Here is a 16244-nt window from a genome sequence, read left to right as displayed (position 1 = left end):
GCATGGGAACGCTCCCGGGATCGAGAGACGTCGACTGAACCGGATAAGTCAGGCCACCGTACGAGCCGGTTTCCGGCATGTCAACGATTGACCATGATCGACATTTCAGGATGCCGTAGGCACGCGCCCAATGACTGTTGGACGCACCTCACTCCTGGCGGGGAGAGCGGCTGACCGCCGGGAAAGGGTGCCGCTTAACCGGGCAAGTGCCGTCGCTCCCGCCGGACGCCCACCGCGTGCAGTAGCGTGGGTGCGCCGGGGGCCGGCCGGGCATGATCAGCCCGAGGGCCCGCAGGGAACCGCCCGCGAGGGCGACCGGGAAGTGGAGGGACGCGCCGGTGAAACGGCCGACCATCGCCGACGTCGCCCGACGGGCCGGAGTCTCCAAGGGAGCGGTGTCCTACGCGCTCAACGGACAGCCCGGGGTCTCCGACGCCACCCGGCGGCGCATCCTCGCCATCGCCGAGGAGATCGGCTTCAGCCCGAGCAGCGCGGCCCGGGCCCTCTCCGGGGCCACCGCCGCGGCGGTCGGGCTGGCCCTGTGCCGTCCGGCCCGGATCCTCGGCATCGAACCGTTCTTCATGGAGCTGATCAGCGGCGTCGAGGCCGAACTCTCCGCCCGGTCGTACGCGCTGACCCTCCAGGTCGTCGCCGACCAGGACGCGGAGATCGCGGTCTACCGGCGCTGGTGGGCGGAACGACGGGTCGACGGGGTGCTCGTCTGCGACCTGCGCGTGAACGACCGGCGGGTGCCGGTGCTGGAGGAACTGCGCCTGCCCGCGGTGGTGATCGGCGGGCCGGGACACACCGGCACGCTGCCCAGCGTCTGGTGTGACGACGCCGCCGCGCTGGTCGAGGCGGTGGAGTACCTGGTCGCCCTCGGACACCGCCGGATCGCCCGGGTCGGTGGCCTGCCCGACCTGCTGCACACCCGGAACCGCACCGAGGCGTTCGAGCGGGTGTGCCGGGAACTCGGCCTGGTCGACGCGGTGACCGTCCCCTCCGACTACACCGGGGAGGAGGGGTCCCGGGCGACCCGGCGACTGCTCAGCTCCCCGGGCCGACCCACCGCGGTCATCTACGACAACGACGTGATGGCCGTCGCCGGGCTCGCGGTCGCCCAGGAGATGGGTCTCGCCGTCCCCGGTGACCTCTCCATCGTGGCGTGGGACGACTCCCCGCTCTGCCGGCTGGTCCACCCGCCGCTGACCGCGCTCGGCCGGGACATCCCCGCGTACGGCGCACTCGCCGCCCGGAACCTGCTGGCGGCGATCGGTGGGGAGACCGTCAGCGCGTTCCAGGACGAGACGGCTCACCTGACCCCGCGCGGCAGCACCGCACCACCCCGGTCAGGTGAACGCGTCCGGTGACGGGTGTTCCTCCAGGAACGCCTCCACCCGCTCGGCGGTCGCCGGGCGGGAGAGCGCGAAGCCCTGCCCGTACCGGCAGCCGGCGCGGTACGCCCGGTCGACCTGGCCGGCCGACTCCAGCTCCTCCACCACGACCTCCAACCCGAGGCGCCCGCCCAGGTTCAGCACCACGTCGATCAGGGGCTGCTCCGGCCCGCCGCCCCCGACCAGCCGTGGATCGACCTTGACCAGGTCGATCGGCAGCTCCCGCAACCGACGCAGGGAGGCACGCCCGGCGTGGAAGTCGTCCAGCGCCGTCCGGACACCGAGGGACCGCAGCCCGGCCAGCCGGGCCGTCACGGTCGGCAGGTCGACGTCGAGCCCGGCCTCGCCGACCTCGACCACCAGCCGGTCGGCCGCCACCTGATGCCGGGCGAGGGTGCCGGCCACCCGGGTGACGAAGCCCGGCGCGGTCAGCTCGGCCGGGGTCACGTTGACCGCCATCCAGAGCAGCGGGCGCGCCGACGACCAGGCGGCGAGTTGCCGGCAGGCCCGGTCCAGCACCCACTGCCCGACCTCGTCGAGCAGGCCCAGGTCGGCCGCGACCGGAATCAGCTCGGCGGGGAGCACGGTGCCGAGCAGGGGGCTGCGCCAGCGCAACAGCGCCTCGGTGCCCACCGGCGCCCGGTCGGCCAGGCGGTGCACCGGTTGGTAGACCAGGTCCAGCTCGCCCCGGGTCACCGCGCCGGCCAGTTCCCGCTCCAGGTCCAGCCGGCGGACCAACTGCTCCTCGAGGAAGACGTCGTACCACTCGATCCGGTTACGACCGAGCTGGCTGGCCCGCCGTCGGGCCAGGTCGGCCTGTCGTAGCACGTCGTCGGCGCTACCGGCGGCGGTGTCGGCGACCCCGATGCTCACCTCCAGCCGCACCTGCGCCCCGGGCAGCCGGTACGGCTCGGTGAGCGCCGTGAGCAGCCGGACGGCGAGCCCGTACGCGGGCACCGAACCGCTTTCGGCGATCACCGCGAACTCGTCCCCGGAGAGCCGGGCGACCAGGTCGTCCGGGCCGGCGGTGGCGCACAGGCGTTCGGCCACCTCGACGAGGACCAGGTCGCCGACGGCCTGCCCGCTGCCGTCGTTGACCTCGCAGAGGCCGTGCAGGTCCAGCACGAGCAGCGTGGCGGGCTCCCCCGGTTCGGTTCGCCGAACGGTCAGCGCCCGGCGCAGCTCACGCCGGTTGACCAGCCCGGTGAGCTGGTCGGTGACGGCGAGGTGGCGCACGGTGCGCTCCAACCGGCACCGCTCGCCGACGTCCCGCACGTGCAGGACGACGGCCGCCACCTCGGGGACGTCGCGCTGGTCGCCGACGGTGGACTCGGTCTCCCGCCAGGCTCCCCGACCGTCGCGCATCCGGACGGCGAGCAGCCCCGGCGGTCGCCCGGCCCGGACCTCCGCCAGCACGGCCTCGGCCCGGGGCGCGTCGGCGGGGTGGAGCAGGTCGATGAAGGGACGACCGAGCACGTCGGCGTCGGTCCACCCGAACAGTCGGGGAGCGACCGGCGACTGCCAGCGCACCCGCAGGTCGTCGTCGAGCAGAATGATCAGGTCGTGCCCACCCGAGACGAGCGCCCGGAACCGGGCCTCCTGCCGGGTGAGCCGGGCGGCGTACCGACGGGTGTCGGCGGCGGTCAGCAGTTCCCGGACGACCAGCGGCGGGATCACCGCCAGGCCGAGGGCGATCGCGGTGCGGTCGAACGCCCCGACCTGGGCGAGGTGGTAGCCGGCGCCCAGGGAGGCGATCACGGCCGGGGCGGTGATCCGGGGCCAGACCGGGGCGGGACCGGCGTGGTGCGGCGGGGCCGGACGGGTCGACCGGCGGGCACCGGCCACGGTCAGCAGCACGCCGGCCGTCGTCAGCGGGGCCACCAGCAGGGTCACCGGTTCCGGGGCCCGGTAGGCGTGGAGCAGCACCAGAGCGGTCAGACCGAGCTGGCTCGCCACGGCACCGGCCCGCCAGGCCGCCAGCCCGACCCGGGGCGGCCCGCCGGTCGAGGCGGTGACCAGGACCGCCGAGATCCCGCCGGCGGCGACCACCAGGGCCGCCCGGACGGGCACCGGAGCGACCCCGGCGGGCAGGAGCATCCAGCTGGCGAAGGCCAGGCTGAGGCCGAGGCCGACGGCGTCCGTGACCTCCCGCAGTCGGACGGCGGTCGGCAGCGGCACACGCCCCGGCAGCAGGAGCAGGCCGAGGGTGTGCAGCAGGGCGACGGCGGACAGCCCGACGGTGGCGACCGCCGCCCGGTTGCCCGGGGCGACCAGCGGCAGCCCGGCGACGCAGAGCGCGGTCGCGGCCACCCCGCCGTGGAGCAGCGCGACGGTGTGCCGGACCGCCCGGTCCGCGCGGGCCAGCCGGACCAGCCGGGCGGTGGCGACGGTCGCGGCCACCGCCACGGCGAGCGTCACCGCGACCGGGGCGGACAGCAGGCGGACCAGGCCGGCGACGACGCACAGGAGCGCGGCCGCGACGACGGCGGCCTCGGGCGCCGGTACGGGGCTGCGGGGTGGCGGTACGAGGGACAGGATCGGTCACCTCCGTGGGCGGGGCCGGGGCGCCCGGACGTGAAACCGGCACACCTCTGCCCGCAGCAACGACCCCGACCGGCAGCCGGTTATGCCCCACCGACCGTGACCCCGGTCACCGCGCCGCCCCGGCCGCGCGGGACGCCGCGATCCGGCCGGCCGGTACGGGGCCGCCCGACGCCGGGGCTCCTCCCGACGGGTGGAATCATCGAGGGGTGAGCCGCACCGACACTCTCCGTTTCCGGCACAGCCAGGCCATCCTGGTCGCCGCGGTGGTCGCCTTCATCGGCGCGCTGCCGATCGCCGACGCCCGGTGGTACCTCCTCCCGGTGCTGCTCGTCCCGCTGGTGGTCGCCGTCTGGGCGTGGCGGGCCGGCACCGACGCCGATCCCCGGGAGGTCCGCGTCCGCGCGCTGTTCGGGCAGCGTCGACTGCCCTGGGCGCGGATCGCCGAACTGGCCGCCGACCCGAAGGGGCGGGCGGTCGCCCGGCTCGACGACGGCGAGCGGGTGGCCCTGCCGGCGGTGCGCGGGGCCGACCTGCCCCGGCTCGTCGCGGTCACCAACCAGGCCCTCCCGGCCGCCCCGGGCCGCGCCGAGGACTGACCCGCCGTCAGTAGCCGTCGGTGACGACGTTCTCCAGCGGCTGGCCCGCCACCATCCGACGCAGCTGCCCGGCCACGAGCCGGTAGGCGCGGGGCAGCAGGCCGCGTACCGAGCCCCCGACGTGCGGGGTGATCAGCACGTTGGGCAGCTCCCAGAGCGGGTGGTCGGCCGGCAGCGGCTCGGGGTCGGTGACGTCCAGGGCGGCGGCGATCCGACCGGTGGTCAGCTCGGCCACCAGCGCCGGGGTGCGGACCACCGGTCCCCGGGCCGCGTTCACCAGCAGGGCCCCGTCGGGCATCGCGGCGAGGAAGGCCGCGTCGACCAGGCCCCGGGTCGCCCCGGTCAGTGGCACCAGCAGTACGACGACGTCCGCCGACGGCAGCAGCGCGGGCAGCTCGTCGACGCCGTGCACGCCCTCGTCGGGGCGGGCGGTCCGGGCGACCAGGGTGAAGCTCACCTCGAACGGCGTCAGCCGGGCCCGTACCGCCGCACCGATCGAGCCGGCGCCGACGATCAGCACCCGCTTGCCGGCCAGTTCGTCGGTCGGGGCCACCTCGCCGTACGCCCACTCGCGCCGGCCCTGTGCGCGGGCGAGGGTGTCGAAGCCGCGCAGCCGGGACAGGATCGCGGTGACCACCCACTCGGCGGTGGCGGAGTCGTGCACGCCCCGGGCGTCGCAGAGGGTCACCCCGGTCGGCAGCCGGCCGACCCAGGCGTCCGCCCCGGCGCTGAGCAGCTGCACCACCTCCAGGTCGGGCAGCTTGCCGGCCAGTTCGACCACGTTCCCGGTGGAGAGGAACGGTGGCACCCAGAACCGCACCCCGGCCGGGTCGCCCGGCAGCCGGTCCGGGCTCTCGGCGACCTCGACGGTGACACCGGGCAGCTGGTCGACCAGGGCCCGGCCCTGCTCGTGCGGGATCCATACCTTCACGCTCGCCGACCCTAGCCGTCAGCGCAGCGGCAGGCCCACCGGGGCGGCGGGCAGGTGGATGTCGTAACCGGGGACGGTCGTCCGGGTGACCGGCGTGCCGGTGGCGGCCAGGTGGTCGGCCACCGCCCGGCTCAACGCCGTGCCGGTGGGCGACACGTACGCCACCCGGTCGGCCCGGGCCACCCGCGCCGGGTACGCCGGATACCGGTCCCAACCGGCACGCAGGTCGTCCCGGATCACCCCGCAGGCCAGCCGTTCCCGGGTGGCGAAGACGACCGGGTAACAGGTCCAGTAGTCGGCGTAGAAGTCGCGGACGCCGAGCCGGTCGAGGGCGACGACGAGGTCCCGCCGTCGTTCGTCGGCGCGGGTCAGGGTGTCCGCGTCCGCGACCAGGGCTCCGGTGGCCAGCACCGCGCTGCCGGCCACCGCCGCCAGCCCGGCCCAGGCCGTGAGCCGCGCGGCGGCGGGGAGCAGGTGGTTGCCGGCGGCCACCCACAGCGGCCAGAGCAGCGCCGGCAGGGAGATGAGCAGGCAGGACAGGTAGCGGGAACTCTCCACCGGGGTGTCGCCGGCGGCGGCGCTGCCGGCGTACGCGGCCAGGCTCACCGCCGCCGCACCGACCAACGCCAGCCGTCCGCCCTGTCGGATCCGCGCTGTGTGGACCCCGTCGTCGCGTCGGGGCGAGGCCGGACCCAGGACCCCGCGTCGGGGTGAGGCCGAACACAGGACCCCACGTCGGAGCGACGCCGGACGCAGGATCCACAGCGCCCGGAGGGCGAGCAGCCCGGCCACGGCCAGCAGCAGCGGAGCGGCCACCCCCCACCAGAGCTGCCAGCCGGCGCACCGACCGGGTGGGCAGAAGCCGGTCCCCATCGGCAGCCCGAACACCACACCGCCGTGCAGCCGGTCGACCCAGTCGCCGGGCGTACCCCCGCCGAGTTGCCGGTAGGCGGCGAGCGAGCGGTGCTCCGGCGCGGCGGTGAGGTTGTGCGCCACGATCGGCAGCAGCCCGACGGCGAGCCCGGCGGCCAGGGCCGCCCCGCCGCGCCCGACCAGGTCCCGGCCGGCACCGGCGAGCAGCAGCGCCCCGGCGGCGGCCACGTACGGCAGGACCAGCCAGTCGTCCCAGAGGGTGAGGCCGGCGACCAGGCCGAAGACGGCGAAGGCCGACGCGCGGCGGCGTACGACGCCGAGGCCCAGCAGCACCGCGAGCAGGACGAGCAGCGCCCCGGCCGGGTTCATCTCCGGGTAGCCGCCCCCGGCGATCAACTGGTTCTTGAGGATCCGGTCCGAGCCGAGGGCGAGCAGACCGACCACGGCGGTGGCGAACCACGGGTGGTAGAGCCGGCGGGCGAGCTGCCACACCAGGACGAGGAACAGGGCGTAGAGCGCCAGGTTCGGCAGTCGCAGCGCGACCACGCCCGGACCGGCGACCGCGAAGAGCGGGGCGGCGAGGTACGCCTCCAACGCCCCCATGTAGTGCTGCCCGTAGAAGAAGAGCGGGAACTCACGGCCCTGCACGACGTGCAACGCGACCAGGCCGGTGACCGCCTCGTCGCTGTTGGTCGGGGGCAGGCCGGCCAGGAGCGCCGCCAGCCGGTAGGCGACCCCGGCCGCACCGAGCACGAGGGCCGTCCGGGCGGGCGAAACCCGGGGCCGGACCGCCGTGCCGAACCGTACGGGCCGTACCGGCCGGTCAGTGAGCACCACGGCTGGAGTCTCGCAAGGGCGGGGCCTACCAGCTGACATATCCGCTTTTGTCAGCGTGTTTCATGTTAGGGCCTTGGATCGCGTACCGGAGCCCCGTCCGGCGAGCGGCTAGTCTGGTCCGGGTGAGCGCTCGTCTCCCGTACCCCCGCATCGGCCGCCTGCGTGCGACGGCTGCGGCGTCCTGCGCAACACTGCTGCTGGTCACCGCCGGATGCAGCCTCGGCGAGCCGGAACCCGACCCGGCCGGCGAACCCCCGACCTTCCCGACGCCGTCGGCGACCGCCGGCAGCGAGGGCGGTCCGGAGGTGGTGGCGACGGTACTGGCCAAGGGACTGCGGGTGCCGTGGGCGATCGCCTTCCTGCCGGACGGCGGAGCCCTGGTCACCGAGCGGGACAACGGCCGGATCCTCCAGGTGGGGCCGGAGTCCGGGCCGGATGGGCTGAAGGTCACCCCGGTGCAGACCATCGCCGACGTCGAGGCGTCCGGCGAGGGCGGTCTGCTCGGCGTCGCCGTCTCCCCCAACTACGCCACCGACCGGACGGTCTTCGCGTACCACTCCACCGAGCGGGACAACCGGATCGTCAGGTTCACCCTCGGCGGGACGCCGACGCCGATCCTCACCGGCATCCCGGTCGCCGGCGTGCACAACGGCGGCGGCCTCGCCTTCGGCCCGGACGGCTTCCTCTACGCCAGCACCGGCGACGGCGGTGACCGGCCGCTCTCGCAGGACGTCAAGAGCCTCGGCGGCAAGATCCTCCGGATCACACCCGACGGGAAGCCCGCCCCCGGCAACCCGTACCCGAACTCGCCGGTCTGGTCGATCGGCCACCGCAACGTGCAGGGGATCACCTGGGACGCCGGCAAACGGATGTACGCCGTGGAGTTCGGGCAGAACACCTGGGACGAGGTCAACCTGATCACCAAGGGTGGCAACTACGGCTGGCCGGAGGTCGAGGGAAAGGCCGGCGACCGCCGTTACCGGGACCCGATCGTGCAGTGGGGCACCGGGGAGGCGTCCTGCTCCGGGGCGGCGGTGGTGGAGGAGCGTCTGCTGGCCACCGCCTGCCTGCGCGGGGAGCGGCTCTGGCTGGTCGAGCTGACCGACACCGGCACCGTGCTCGGTCAGCCCCGGGAACTGCTCACCGGCCGGTACGGTCGGCTGCGGGCGGTGGCCGCCGCGCCCGACGGCTCACTCTGGGTGAGCACCTCCAACCACGACGGCCGGGGTGATCCGGAACCGGAGGACGACCGCCTGCTCCGGCTGGTCTTCGCCGGTGGCGGAGCCGGCCGCAGCTGACCTGGGGAAACATCCTCGGGCCACGGCAGGGCGGCAACCCCCGGGTTTGCCAAGATCCCCTTTGGGGCAGGTCAGAATCTCACCATGGACGGGCACGACGAGAACACGCGACAGCGCACCGGGGACGGTCGTCTCCCCGGGCGGAAGTGGGTCGGCACGCTCCGTCGGTTCGGGGTGGTGCTGGCGATCCTGACGGTCAGCCTGACCGGCGCCCTGCTCGGCGTCCTCGCCGGCGGTCAGGTCGACACCGACATCGGGCCGTTCCGGGCCCGGATGGTGTTGACCCCGGCGCTCAGTGGCGGCACCACCGTCGACATCCCACCGTTGGGTGCCCTCCTGCTGGACAGCCACGACGGGCCGGCCCACCTCGACGTCGAGCTGGGCGCGCTCGACCAGGGACGGGTCGAGGCGCTGATCGACGATCCGGCGAGCATCAACCGGGCCAGCCAGTCCGCCGTCGAGGACGTCCGCAACGGCGTGTTCCGCCTCGGCCTGCGGACCGTCGGCGCGGCCGTCCTGGTCACCCTGGTCCTGGCCGGGCTGGCTTTCCGGGACACCCGCCGTACGGCCTGGGCCGGCGGGCTGGCGCTGGTGGTCACCGCGGGCAGCCTCGGCGTCGCCGCGTCCACCCTCCGGCCGCAGTCGATCGAGGAACCCCGGTACGAGGGGCTGCTGGTCAACGCCCCCGCCATCGTCGGTGACGCCCGGCGGATCGCCAACGACTACACCAAGTACGCCGAGCAGCTCCAGCGGCTGGTGGGCAACGTCAGCCAGCTCTACACCACCGTCTCGGCGCTGCCGGTGTACGAGCCGGCCCCGAACACCACCCGGGTGCTGCACGTCTCCGACATGCACCTGAACCCGACCGGCTGGCAGCTAATCCGCACCGTGGTGGAGCAGTTCGACATCGACGTGGTGATCGACACCGGCGACATCACCGACTGGGGCAGCGAGCCGGAGGCGAACTACGTCGGCTCGATCGGGCTGCTCAAGAAGCCGTACGTCTACATCCGGGGCAACCACGACTCGGGGCGGACCGCCGCCGCCGTGGCCCGCCAGCCGAACGCGATCGTGCTGGACAACACGACCACGACGGTGGCCGGGCTGACCATCGCCGGCATCGGCGACCCGCGCTTCACCCCGGACAAGAGCACCGCCCCCGCCGCCGGCGGTCTCGACCGGCCCACCGCCGACCAGGTGATCAGCACGGGCGAGAAGCTGGCCACCACCGTCCGTGAGTCGCCGACGCCGGTGAACATCGCGCTGGTGCACGACCCGGCGTCGGCTGGCCCGCTCTCCGGCACCTGCCCCCTGGTGCTCTCCGGCCACACCCACAACCGGCAGGTCTCCAAGCTGCCGCAGCAGGACGGCAAGACGCCGACCCAGCTCATGGTGCAGGGCTCCACCGGCGGGGCCGGGCTGCGCGGGCTGGAGGGCGAGGAGCCGACGCCGCTGTCGATGAGCGTGCTCTACTTCGACGAGAACAAGCTGCTCCAGGCGTACGACGACATCACCGTCGGCGGCACCGGCCAGGCGCAGGTGAACCTGGAACGCCGGGTGGTCCGGGACCCGCAGGCGGGCGCGGACGTCCCGGTCACGCCCACCCCGACCCGCTGACTCCGACCGCCACCGACCCGGCCGTCACCCACCAGGACCGGTCACCCTCCGCTACCACACTGCCGGCCACCCGGTCAGGCGGAGGACGACCCCCGCGGGTGGGGCCCGCAGCGGATGTGGCCGGAGGCGGTCAGCGCAGGGAGAGGTCAGCGCAGGGAGAGGTCAGCGCAGGGAGAGGGCGGCCAGGGCGGCGTTGACGATGCTGCCGGGCAGCAGGTCGTGCAGCTCGTACAGGTCGTGGACGCTGCCGGACTGGCCGAACTCGTCCACGCCGAGCGGCACCGCCGGCACCCCGAGCGCCGAGCCGAGCCAGGCCATCGCGTGCGAGGCCGCGTCCTGCACGGTGACCACCGGGGCCCGGTCGCCGAACGCCGCCCGCAGCACGCCCGGCACGCTCGGCACGGTCGCCGTCCGGACCCCCTGCCGCAGGGTGCGCTGCCAGGCCCGGTAGAGCCGGTCCAGCGAGGTCACGTCCACCACGTGCGCGGCGATGCCCTCCTCGGCCAGTTCGGCCGCGGCGGCGAGCACCTCCGGCAGCACCGCGCCGGAGGCGGCCAGGTGCACCACCGGGGCGTCGGCCAGTTCCGGATGCGCCTGGTGCGCGTCGATGAGCCGGTACGCCCCGGCGACCGCCTGCCGGCGCAGCACCGCGTCCCCCAGCCGGGCGCGGGCCGCCTCGAACGGGGCCTGGTCGATCGGGCGGGTGCTCAGCCGGAAGTAGTACGCGCCGTCCTCGACCGGCGCGGCGGTGGAGGTCGGCGCGTCGCCCCGGGCGATCTGGCCGAGCGCGTCGCAGAGCAACCAGTCGAGCGTGGTCGCGTACGCCGGCTCGACGAAGGTGACGCCGGGCAGTTCCAGGCCGACCGAGGCGGTGATGGTCGACTGGTGTGCCCCGCCCTCCGGGGCGAGGGTGATCCCGGACGGGGTGCCGGCCACCACGAACCGGGAACCGGAGTAGGTGCCGTAGAGGAAGGCGTCCAGCCCGCGCAGCACGAACGGGTCGTAGACCGTGCCGACCGGCAGCAGCGGCTGGCCGGAGAGGTCCCAGGACAGCCCGAGCTGGCCGAGCAGCAGGAACAGGTTCATCTCGGAGATGCCCAGTTCGATGTGCTGCCCGGCGGGGTGCTGCTCCCAGCGCAGCATCCGGTCCTCCGACCAGGAGCGCTGCTTCGTCGGGGCGAACACCCCGGTCTTGTTGATGAAGCCGGCGAGGTTGGTCGAGGTGGCCACGTCCGGGGCGGTGGTGACCAGGTAACGGCCCACCTCCTCGTGCCGGGCCAGGTCGACCAGCACGCGGCCGAAGACCTCCTGGGTGGAGATCGGCTTGTTCGCGCGTACCCGGGTGGTCTCCGGGACGGTGACCGGCAGCGCCCGCTCGCGCGGCGGTCGGGCCAGCGCCTCCCGGCGGGCGTTGGCCCAGATCCCGGCCGGCGAGGCCGGGTCGAGGCGGTCCCACTCGGTGTCCGTGGTCAGGCCGTGCGCGGTGCGCAGCGCGTCGACCTGCTCGGTGCCGAGCAGCGCCGAGTGGTTGCGCGGGTTGCCGGCGATCGGCAGTCCCCAGCCCTTCACCGTGTACGCGAAGATCACACTCGGCCGGTCGGTGACCGCGTCGCACTGGGCGTACGCGTCGAGCATGGCGGCCAGGTCGTGCCCGCCGAGGTCGGTGACGAGCGGACCCAGTTCCTCGTCGGAGACGTCGGCGATGAGCGCCTCGATGCCCTCGGGCGCGCCGTCCAGGAAGCGGGCCCGCAGGGCTTCCCCGGCCAGCCCGAACAGCGACTGGTACTGCTCGTTCGGCATCGCGTCGATCCAGTCGCGCAGCGCCGCGCCGCCCGGCCGCGCGTACGCCTCGGCGAGCCGCCGGCCGTACTTCACCTCGACGACGTGCCAGCCGGCCGCCTCGAACTGGCCGCGCCACTGGTTGATCCGCACCCCGGGCACCACCCGGTCCAGTGACTGGCGGTTGAAGTCCACCAGCCAGGTCACGTTGCCCAGAGCGGTGGTGGCCGGATCGGCGACCGCCTCCCAGATGTTCCCCTCGTCCAGCTCGGCGTCCCCGATCAGCGCGACGAACCGGGAGTGCGGGCGGGGGCCGAAGTGCGCGTCGACGTACCGCCGGGTGACCGCCGCGAAGAGCGGTGCCGCCGCGCCGAGGCCGACCGAGCCGGTGGAGAAGTCCACCTCGTCCGGGTCCTTGGTGCGCGACGGGTACGACTGGAGCCCACCCCGGGCCCGCAGCTTCGGCAGGTACGACCGGTCCAGGTTGCCCAGCAGGTACTGGATGGCGTGGAACACCGGCGAGGCGTGCGGCTTGACCGCGACCCGGTCGGCGGCGTCCAGGTGGGCGAACCACAGCGCGGTCATCGCGGTGACCAGGGAGGCGCTGGACGCCTGGTGCCCGCCCACCTTCACGCCGTCCCCGGTGCGCCGGTCGTGGTTGGCGGCGTCCACGATCCGGGTGGCGAGCCAGAGCACCCGCCGCTGGATCTCGTCGAGCACGTCGAGGTCGACGTCGGGACGCAAGGGGTGGACGTTCACCGTTGAACTCCTACCGAGGGGGTGGTGGTGGGGTGTGAGCAGGGGCCCCCTGTTACCTGTTTCTGTCGAACAAGGGGCCCCTGCAGGCACGAAACGAGCGGGCGACCAACGCCGGCTAGGAGACGCCGAGGCGGGCCAGCACCAGTTCGCGGACGGTCTTGGCGTCGGCCTGGCCGCGGGTGGTCTTCATGACCGCGCCGACCAGGGCGCCCGCGGCGGCGACCTTGCCGCTGCGGACCTTCTCCGCAATGTCCGGGTTGGCGGCGATCGCCTCGTCGACCGCGGCGGTGAGCGCGCCGGTGTCCGACACGACCTCCAGGTTGCGGTTGGTCATGATCTCGGTCGGGGTGCCCTCGCCGGCCACCACGCCCTCCAGGACCACCCGGGCCAGCTTGTCGTTGAGCTTGCCCGCGTCGACCAGCCCCTGTAGCTCCGCGACCTGGGCCGGGGTGGCCCCGACGTCGGCCAGTTCCACACCGGCCTCGTTGGCCCGCCGGGACAGCTCGCCCAGCCACCACTTGCGGGCGGCGGCCGGGGTGGCCCCGGCGGCCACCGTCGCCTCGATCAGCTCGACCGCGCCGGCGTTGAGCACCGACTGCATGTCGTGGTCGGAGATCCCCCACTCCTGCTGGAGCCGGCGGCGGTGCAGCCGGGGCAGCTCCGGCAGGGCCGCCTTCAGCTCGGCGACCCAGGCCGCGTCCGGGGCGAGCGGGACGAGGTCCGGCTCGGGGAAGTAGCGGTAGTCGGTGGCGGTCTCCTTCGACCGGCCCGACGTGGTGTCCCCGGTGTCCTCGTGGAAGTGCCGGGTCTCCTGGACGATCCGGCCGCCGGAGTCGAGCACCATCGCCTGGCGCAGCATCTCGGAGCGGACCGCCCGCTCCACCGCGCGCAGCGAGTTGACGTTCTTGGTCTCGGTGCGGGTGCCCCACTCCTCGCCCGGCCGGCTCAGCGAGGTGTTGACGTCGCAGCGCAGCGAGCCCTCCTCCATCCGGACGTCGGAGACGCCGAGAGAGCGGATCACGTCGCGCAGCTCGGTGACGTACGCGCGGGCCACCTCCGGGGCGAGCGCCCCGGTGCCGGGAACCGGCTTGGTGACGATCTCCACCAGCGGGATGCCGGCCCGGTTGTAGTCGACCAGCGACTCGGTGGCCCCGTGGATCCGGCCGGAACCGCCCACGTGCAGCGTCTTGCCGGTGTCCTCCTCCAGGTGCACCCGCTCGATGCCGATCCGGACCAGTTCGCCGTTCACCTCGACGTCCAGGTAGCCGTCGACGCAGAGCGGCTCGTCGTACTGGCTGATCTGGAAGTTCTTCGGCATGTCCGGGTAGAAGTAGTTCTTCCGGGCGAACCGGCACCAGGACGCGATGGAGCAGTTCAGCGCGAGGCCGATCCGGATGGTCGCCTCGATGGCCGCCTTGTTGGCCACCGGCAGCGAGCCGGGCAGGCCCAGGCAGACCGGGCAGACCCGGGTGTTCGGCTCGCCGCCGAAGTCGGTCGGGCAGGCACAGAACATCTTGGTGTTCGTGCCCAGCTCGACGTGGGTCTCCAGGCCGATCACCGGTTCGTAGCGCGCGACGACGTCGTCGTACGCGGGCAGGGTCGTGGTCATCTGACGCTCCTGACTCACAGTGCCGGTGGGGTGAACGTGCCGACAGCCGACTCCAGCGCGGCGGCGACCCGGTACATCCGGTCGTCGGCCATGGTCGGGGCCATCACCTGGAGCCCCACCGGCAGCCCCTCGGAGAGCCCGCAGGGCACCGAGATGCCCGGCCCGCCGTAGAGGTTCGACGGGATGGTGAAGAGGTCCGCCAGGTACATCTGGTACGGGTCGGAGGTCCGCGCGCCCATCGGGAACGCCACGAACGGGGTGGTCGGCGAGATCAGTGCGTCGACCTGCTCGAAGGCGGCGGTGAAGTCCCGGGTGATCAACGTCCGGACCTTCTGCGCCTGCCCGTAGTAGGCGTCGTAGTAGCCGGACGACAGGGCGTACGTGCCGAGCATGATCCGCCGCTTGACCTCGGGGCCGAAGCCGGCGTCGCGGGTCAGCGACATGACCTCCTCCAGCGAGCGGTTGCCGTCGTCGCCGACCCGCAGACCGAACCGGACCCCGTCGAAGCGGGCCAGGTTGGACGAGCACTCGCTCGGGGCGATCAGGTAGTACGCCGGCAGCGCGTACCTGAAGTGCGGGCAGGAGACCTCGACGATCTCCGCGCCGAGCTTGGTGAGCGCCTCGACCGCGTCCCGGAAGGCGGCGAGCACGCCCGGCTCGGCCCCGTCACCGGAGAACTCGGTGACCACACCGAGCTTAACGCCGGTCAGGTCGCCGGTCGCGCCGCGCTTCGCGGCGGCCACCACGTCGGGCACCGGCTGCGGGATGGAGGTGGAGTCGCGCGGGTCGTGGCCACCGATCACCGCGTGCAGCAGCGCCGCGTCGAGCACCGTACGGGCACACGGGCCGGGGGTGTCCAGCGAGGAGGAGAAGGCGACCAGGCCGTACCGGGAGGTGCCGCCGTAGGTGGGCTTCGCGCCGACGGTGCCGGTGACCGCGCCCGGCTGCCGGATCGAGCCGCCGGTGTCCGAGCCGATCGACAGCGGGGCCTCGTACGCGGCGAGCGCGGCGGCGCTGCCGCCACCGGAGCCGCCCGGGATGCGGTCCAGGTCCCACGGGTTGCGGGTCGGACCGTACGCGGAGTACTCCGTGGAGGAGCCCATCGCGAACTCATCCATGTTGGTCTTGCCGAGCATCACCGTGCCGGCGGACCGGAGCCGCTCGACGATGGTCGAGTCGTACGGCGGACGCCAGCCTTCGAGGATCTTCGAGCCGACGGTGGTCGGCACGCCCTTCGTGGTGAGCACGTCCTTGACCGCGACCGGAACGCCGGCCAGCGGGCCGAGTTCCTCGCCGGCGGCCCGCCGCTCGTCCACGGCACGGGCGGCGGCCAGCGCACCCTCGGTGTCGACGTGCAGGAAGGCGTGCACCCGCTCGTCGACGGCGGCGATCCGGTCCAGGTGCGCCCGGGTCACCTCGACGGCGGAGGTCTCCCCGCTGGCCACCAGACCGGCCAGGTCGGCGGCGGTCATCCGGGTCAGGTCGGTCATGCCGCCACCTCGCTCCGCTCGCTGGCGCCCTGACGCACACCGGTGCCGCTGATTCGCTCGCTGCGCTCGCTCATGGCGCCACCTCGCTCCGCTCGCCGGCGCCCTGAGCACACATCGACGGTTCCGATTCGCTCGCTGCGCTCGCTCATGACGCCACATCCTCGTCCAGGATCCGCGGGACGCGGAACCGCTGCTCTTCGGCGTCGGGTGCGCCCGACAGCGCCTCGTCCGGGGTCAGGCCGGGCCGGACGACGTCCTCCCGCAGGACGTTCGTCAGCGGCACCGAGTGGGAGGTCGGCGGGATGTCCGCGGCGGCGACCTCGCCGACCTGGGCGACGGCCTGGAGGATCACGTCGAGCTGGCCGGCGAACGTGTCCAGCTCCTCCTCCGTGACGGCGAGCCGCGACAGGCGCGCCAAATGCGCGACCTCCTCGCGGGAGATGGCGGCCATCGGTGCCCCCTTCGTGCTGGTGCTGTTGATTCGGGCGGTACGCCGACCGCGGGGTCGACTGCCCGC

At 74.0% G+C, this 16244-nt stretch carries 11 protein-coding genes; 4 read left to right on the top strand and 7 right to left on the bottom strand.

Annotated features, from left to right (window positions below):
* Positions 1 to 338: 338 nt before the first annotated feature.
* On the top strand, positions 339 to 1370 hold the full coding sequence (locus QSK20_RS21220) for a LacI family DNA-binding transcriptional regulator (RefSeq protein ID WP_285790346.1): 1032 nt from the start codon (positions 339 to 341) through the stop codon (positions 1368 to 1370).
* Here QSK20_RS21220 and QSK20_RS21215 read toward each other — a convergent pair.
* Positions 1350 to 3812 carry a putative bifunctional diguanylate cyclase/phosphodiesterase gene (locus QSK20_RS21215; RefSeq protein WP_285790345.1) on the bottom strand — a complete coding sequence of 821 codons (2463 nt, stop codon included), beginning with the start codon at positions 3810 to 3812 and terminating at the stop codon, positions 1350 to 1352. The genes QSK20_RS21220 and QSK20_RS21215 overlap by 21 nt on opposite strands.
* Positions 3813 to 4144: 332 nt before the next feature.
* Between QSK20_RS21215 and QSK20_RS21210 the strand changes: the two genes are divergently transcribed.
* Positions 4145 to 4534 (top strand): PH domain-containing protein, encoded by a 390-nt coding sequence (locus QSK20_RS21210; RefSeq protein ID WP_285790344.1) that lies wholly within the window; start codon positions 4145 to 4147, stop codon positions 4532 to 4534.
* Positions 4535 to 4541: 7 nt separating this feature from the next.
* On the opposite strand, the gene QSK20_RS21205 is transcribed toward QSK20_RS21210, so the two are convergent.
* Both QSK20_RS21205 and QSK20_RS21200 read right to left on the bottom strand, forming a co-directional pair.
* The gene (locus QSK20_RS21205) at positions 4542 to 5465 is read right to left on the bottom strand and encodes a 2-hydroxyacid dehydrogenase (protein ID WP_285790343.1); all 924 of its coding nucleotides are present in this window, start codon (positions 5463 to 5465) and stop codon (positions 4542 to 4544) included.
* A gap of 18 nt (positions 5466 to 5483) precedes the next feature.
* Positions 5484 to 7175, bottom strand: a complete 1692-nt coding sequence (locus QSK20_RS21200; RefSeq protein ID WP_285790342.1) for a hypothetical protein — start codon at positions 7173 to 7175, stop codon at positions 5484 to 5486.
* 62 nt (positions 7176 to 7237) lie between these two features.
* Between QSK20_RS21200 and QSK20_RS21195 the strand changes: the two genes are divergently transcribed.
* On the top strand, positions 7238 to 8473 hold the full coding sequence (locus QSK20_RS21195) for a PQQ-dependent sugar dehydrogenase (protein WP_502888970.1): 1236 nt from the start codon (positions 7238 to 7240) through the stop codon (positions 8471 to 8473).
* Positions 8474 to 8557: 84 nt separating this feature from the next.
* Entirely contained in the window at positions 8558 to 10090 is a 1533-nt protein-coding gene (locus QSK20_RS21190) for a metallophosphoesterase (RefSeq protein WP_285790340.1), read from the top strand.
* A gap of 162 nt (positions 10091 to 10252) precedes the next feature.
* Here QSK20_RS21190 and QSK20_RS21185 read toward each other — a convergent pair whose 3' ends face one another.
* The 4 genes from QSK20_RS21185 to gatC all read right to left on the bottom strand — a co-directional run bounded on the left by QSK20_RS21185 (position 10253) and on the right by gatC (position 16178).
* The gene (locus QSK20_RS21185; RefSeq protein ID WP_285790339.1) at positions 10253 to 12628 is read right to left on the bottom strand and encodes a thiamine pyrophosphate-binding protein; all 2376 of its coding nucleotides are present in this window, start codon (positions 12626 to 12628) and stop codon (positions 10253 to 10255) included.
* Between the two features lie 115 nt (positions 12629 to 12743).
* On the bottom strand, positions 12744 to 14237 hold the full coding sequence (gatB, locus tag QSK20_RS21180) for an Asp-tRNA(Asn)/Glu-tRNA(Gln) amidotransferase subunit GatB (protein ID WP_285790338.1): 1494 nt from the start codon (positions 14235 to 14237) through the stop codon (positions 12744 to 12746).
* 14 nt (positions 14238 to 14251) lie between these two features.
* A complete protein-coding gene (gene gatA / locus QSK20_RS21175) occupies positions 14252 to 15727 on the bottom strand; it encodes an Asp-tRNA(Asn)/Glu-tRNA(Gln) amidotransferase subunit GatA (RefSeq protein ID WP_285790337.1) in 1476 nt (491 codons plus the stop codon).
* A gap of 145 nt (positions 15728 to 15872) precedes the next feature.
* Positions 15873 to 16178: an Asp-tRNA(Asn)/Glu-tRNA(Gln) amidotransferase subunit GatC gene (gene gatC / locus QSK20_RS21170; RefSeq protein ID WP_088980289.1), complete on the bottom strand. Its 306-nt coding sequence runs from the start codon at positions 16176 to 16178 to the stop codon at positions 15873 to 15875.
* Between the last annotated feature and the right edge of the window lie 66 nt (positions 16179 to 16244).

The organism is Micromonospora sp. NBRC 101691 (assembly GCF_030269285.1).
Lineage (GTDB): Bacteria > Actinomycetota > Actinomycetes > Mycobacteriales > Micromonosporaceae > Micromonospora > Micromonospora echinospora.
This window is presented reverse-complemented; position numbering and strand designations above follow the sequence as displayed.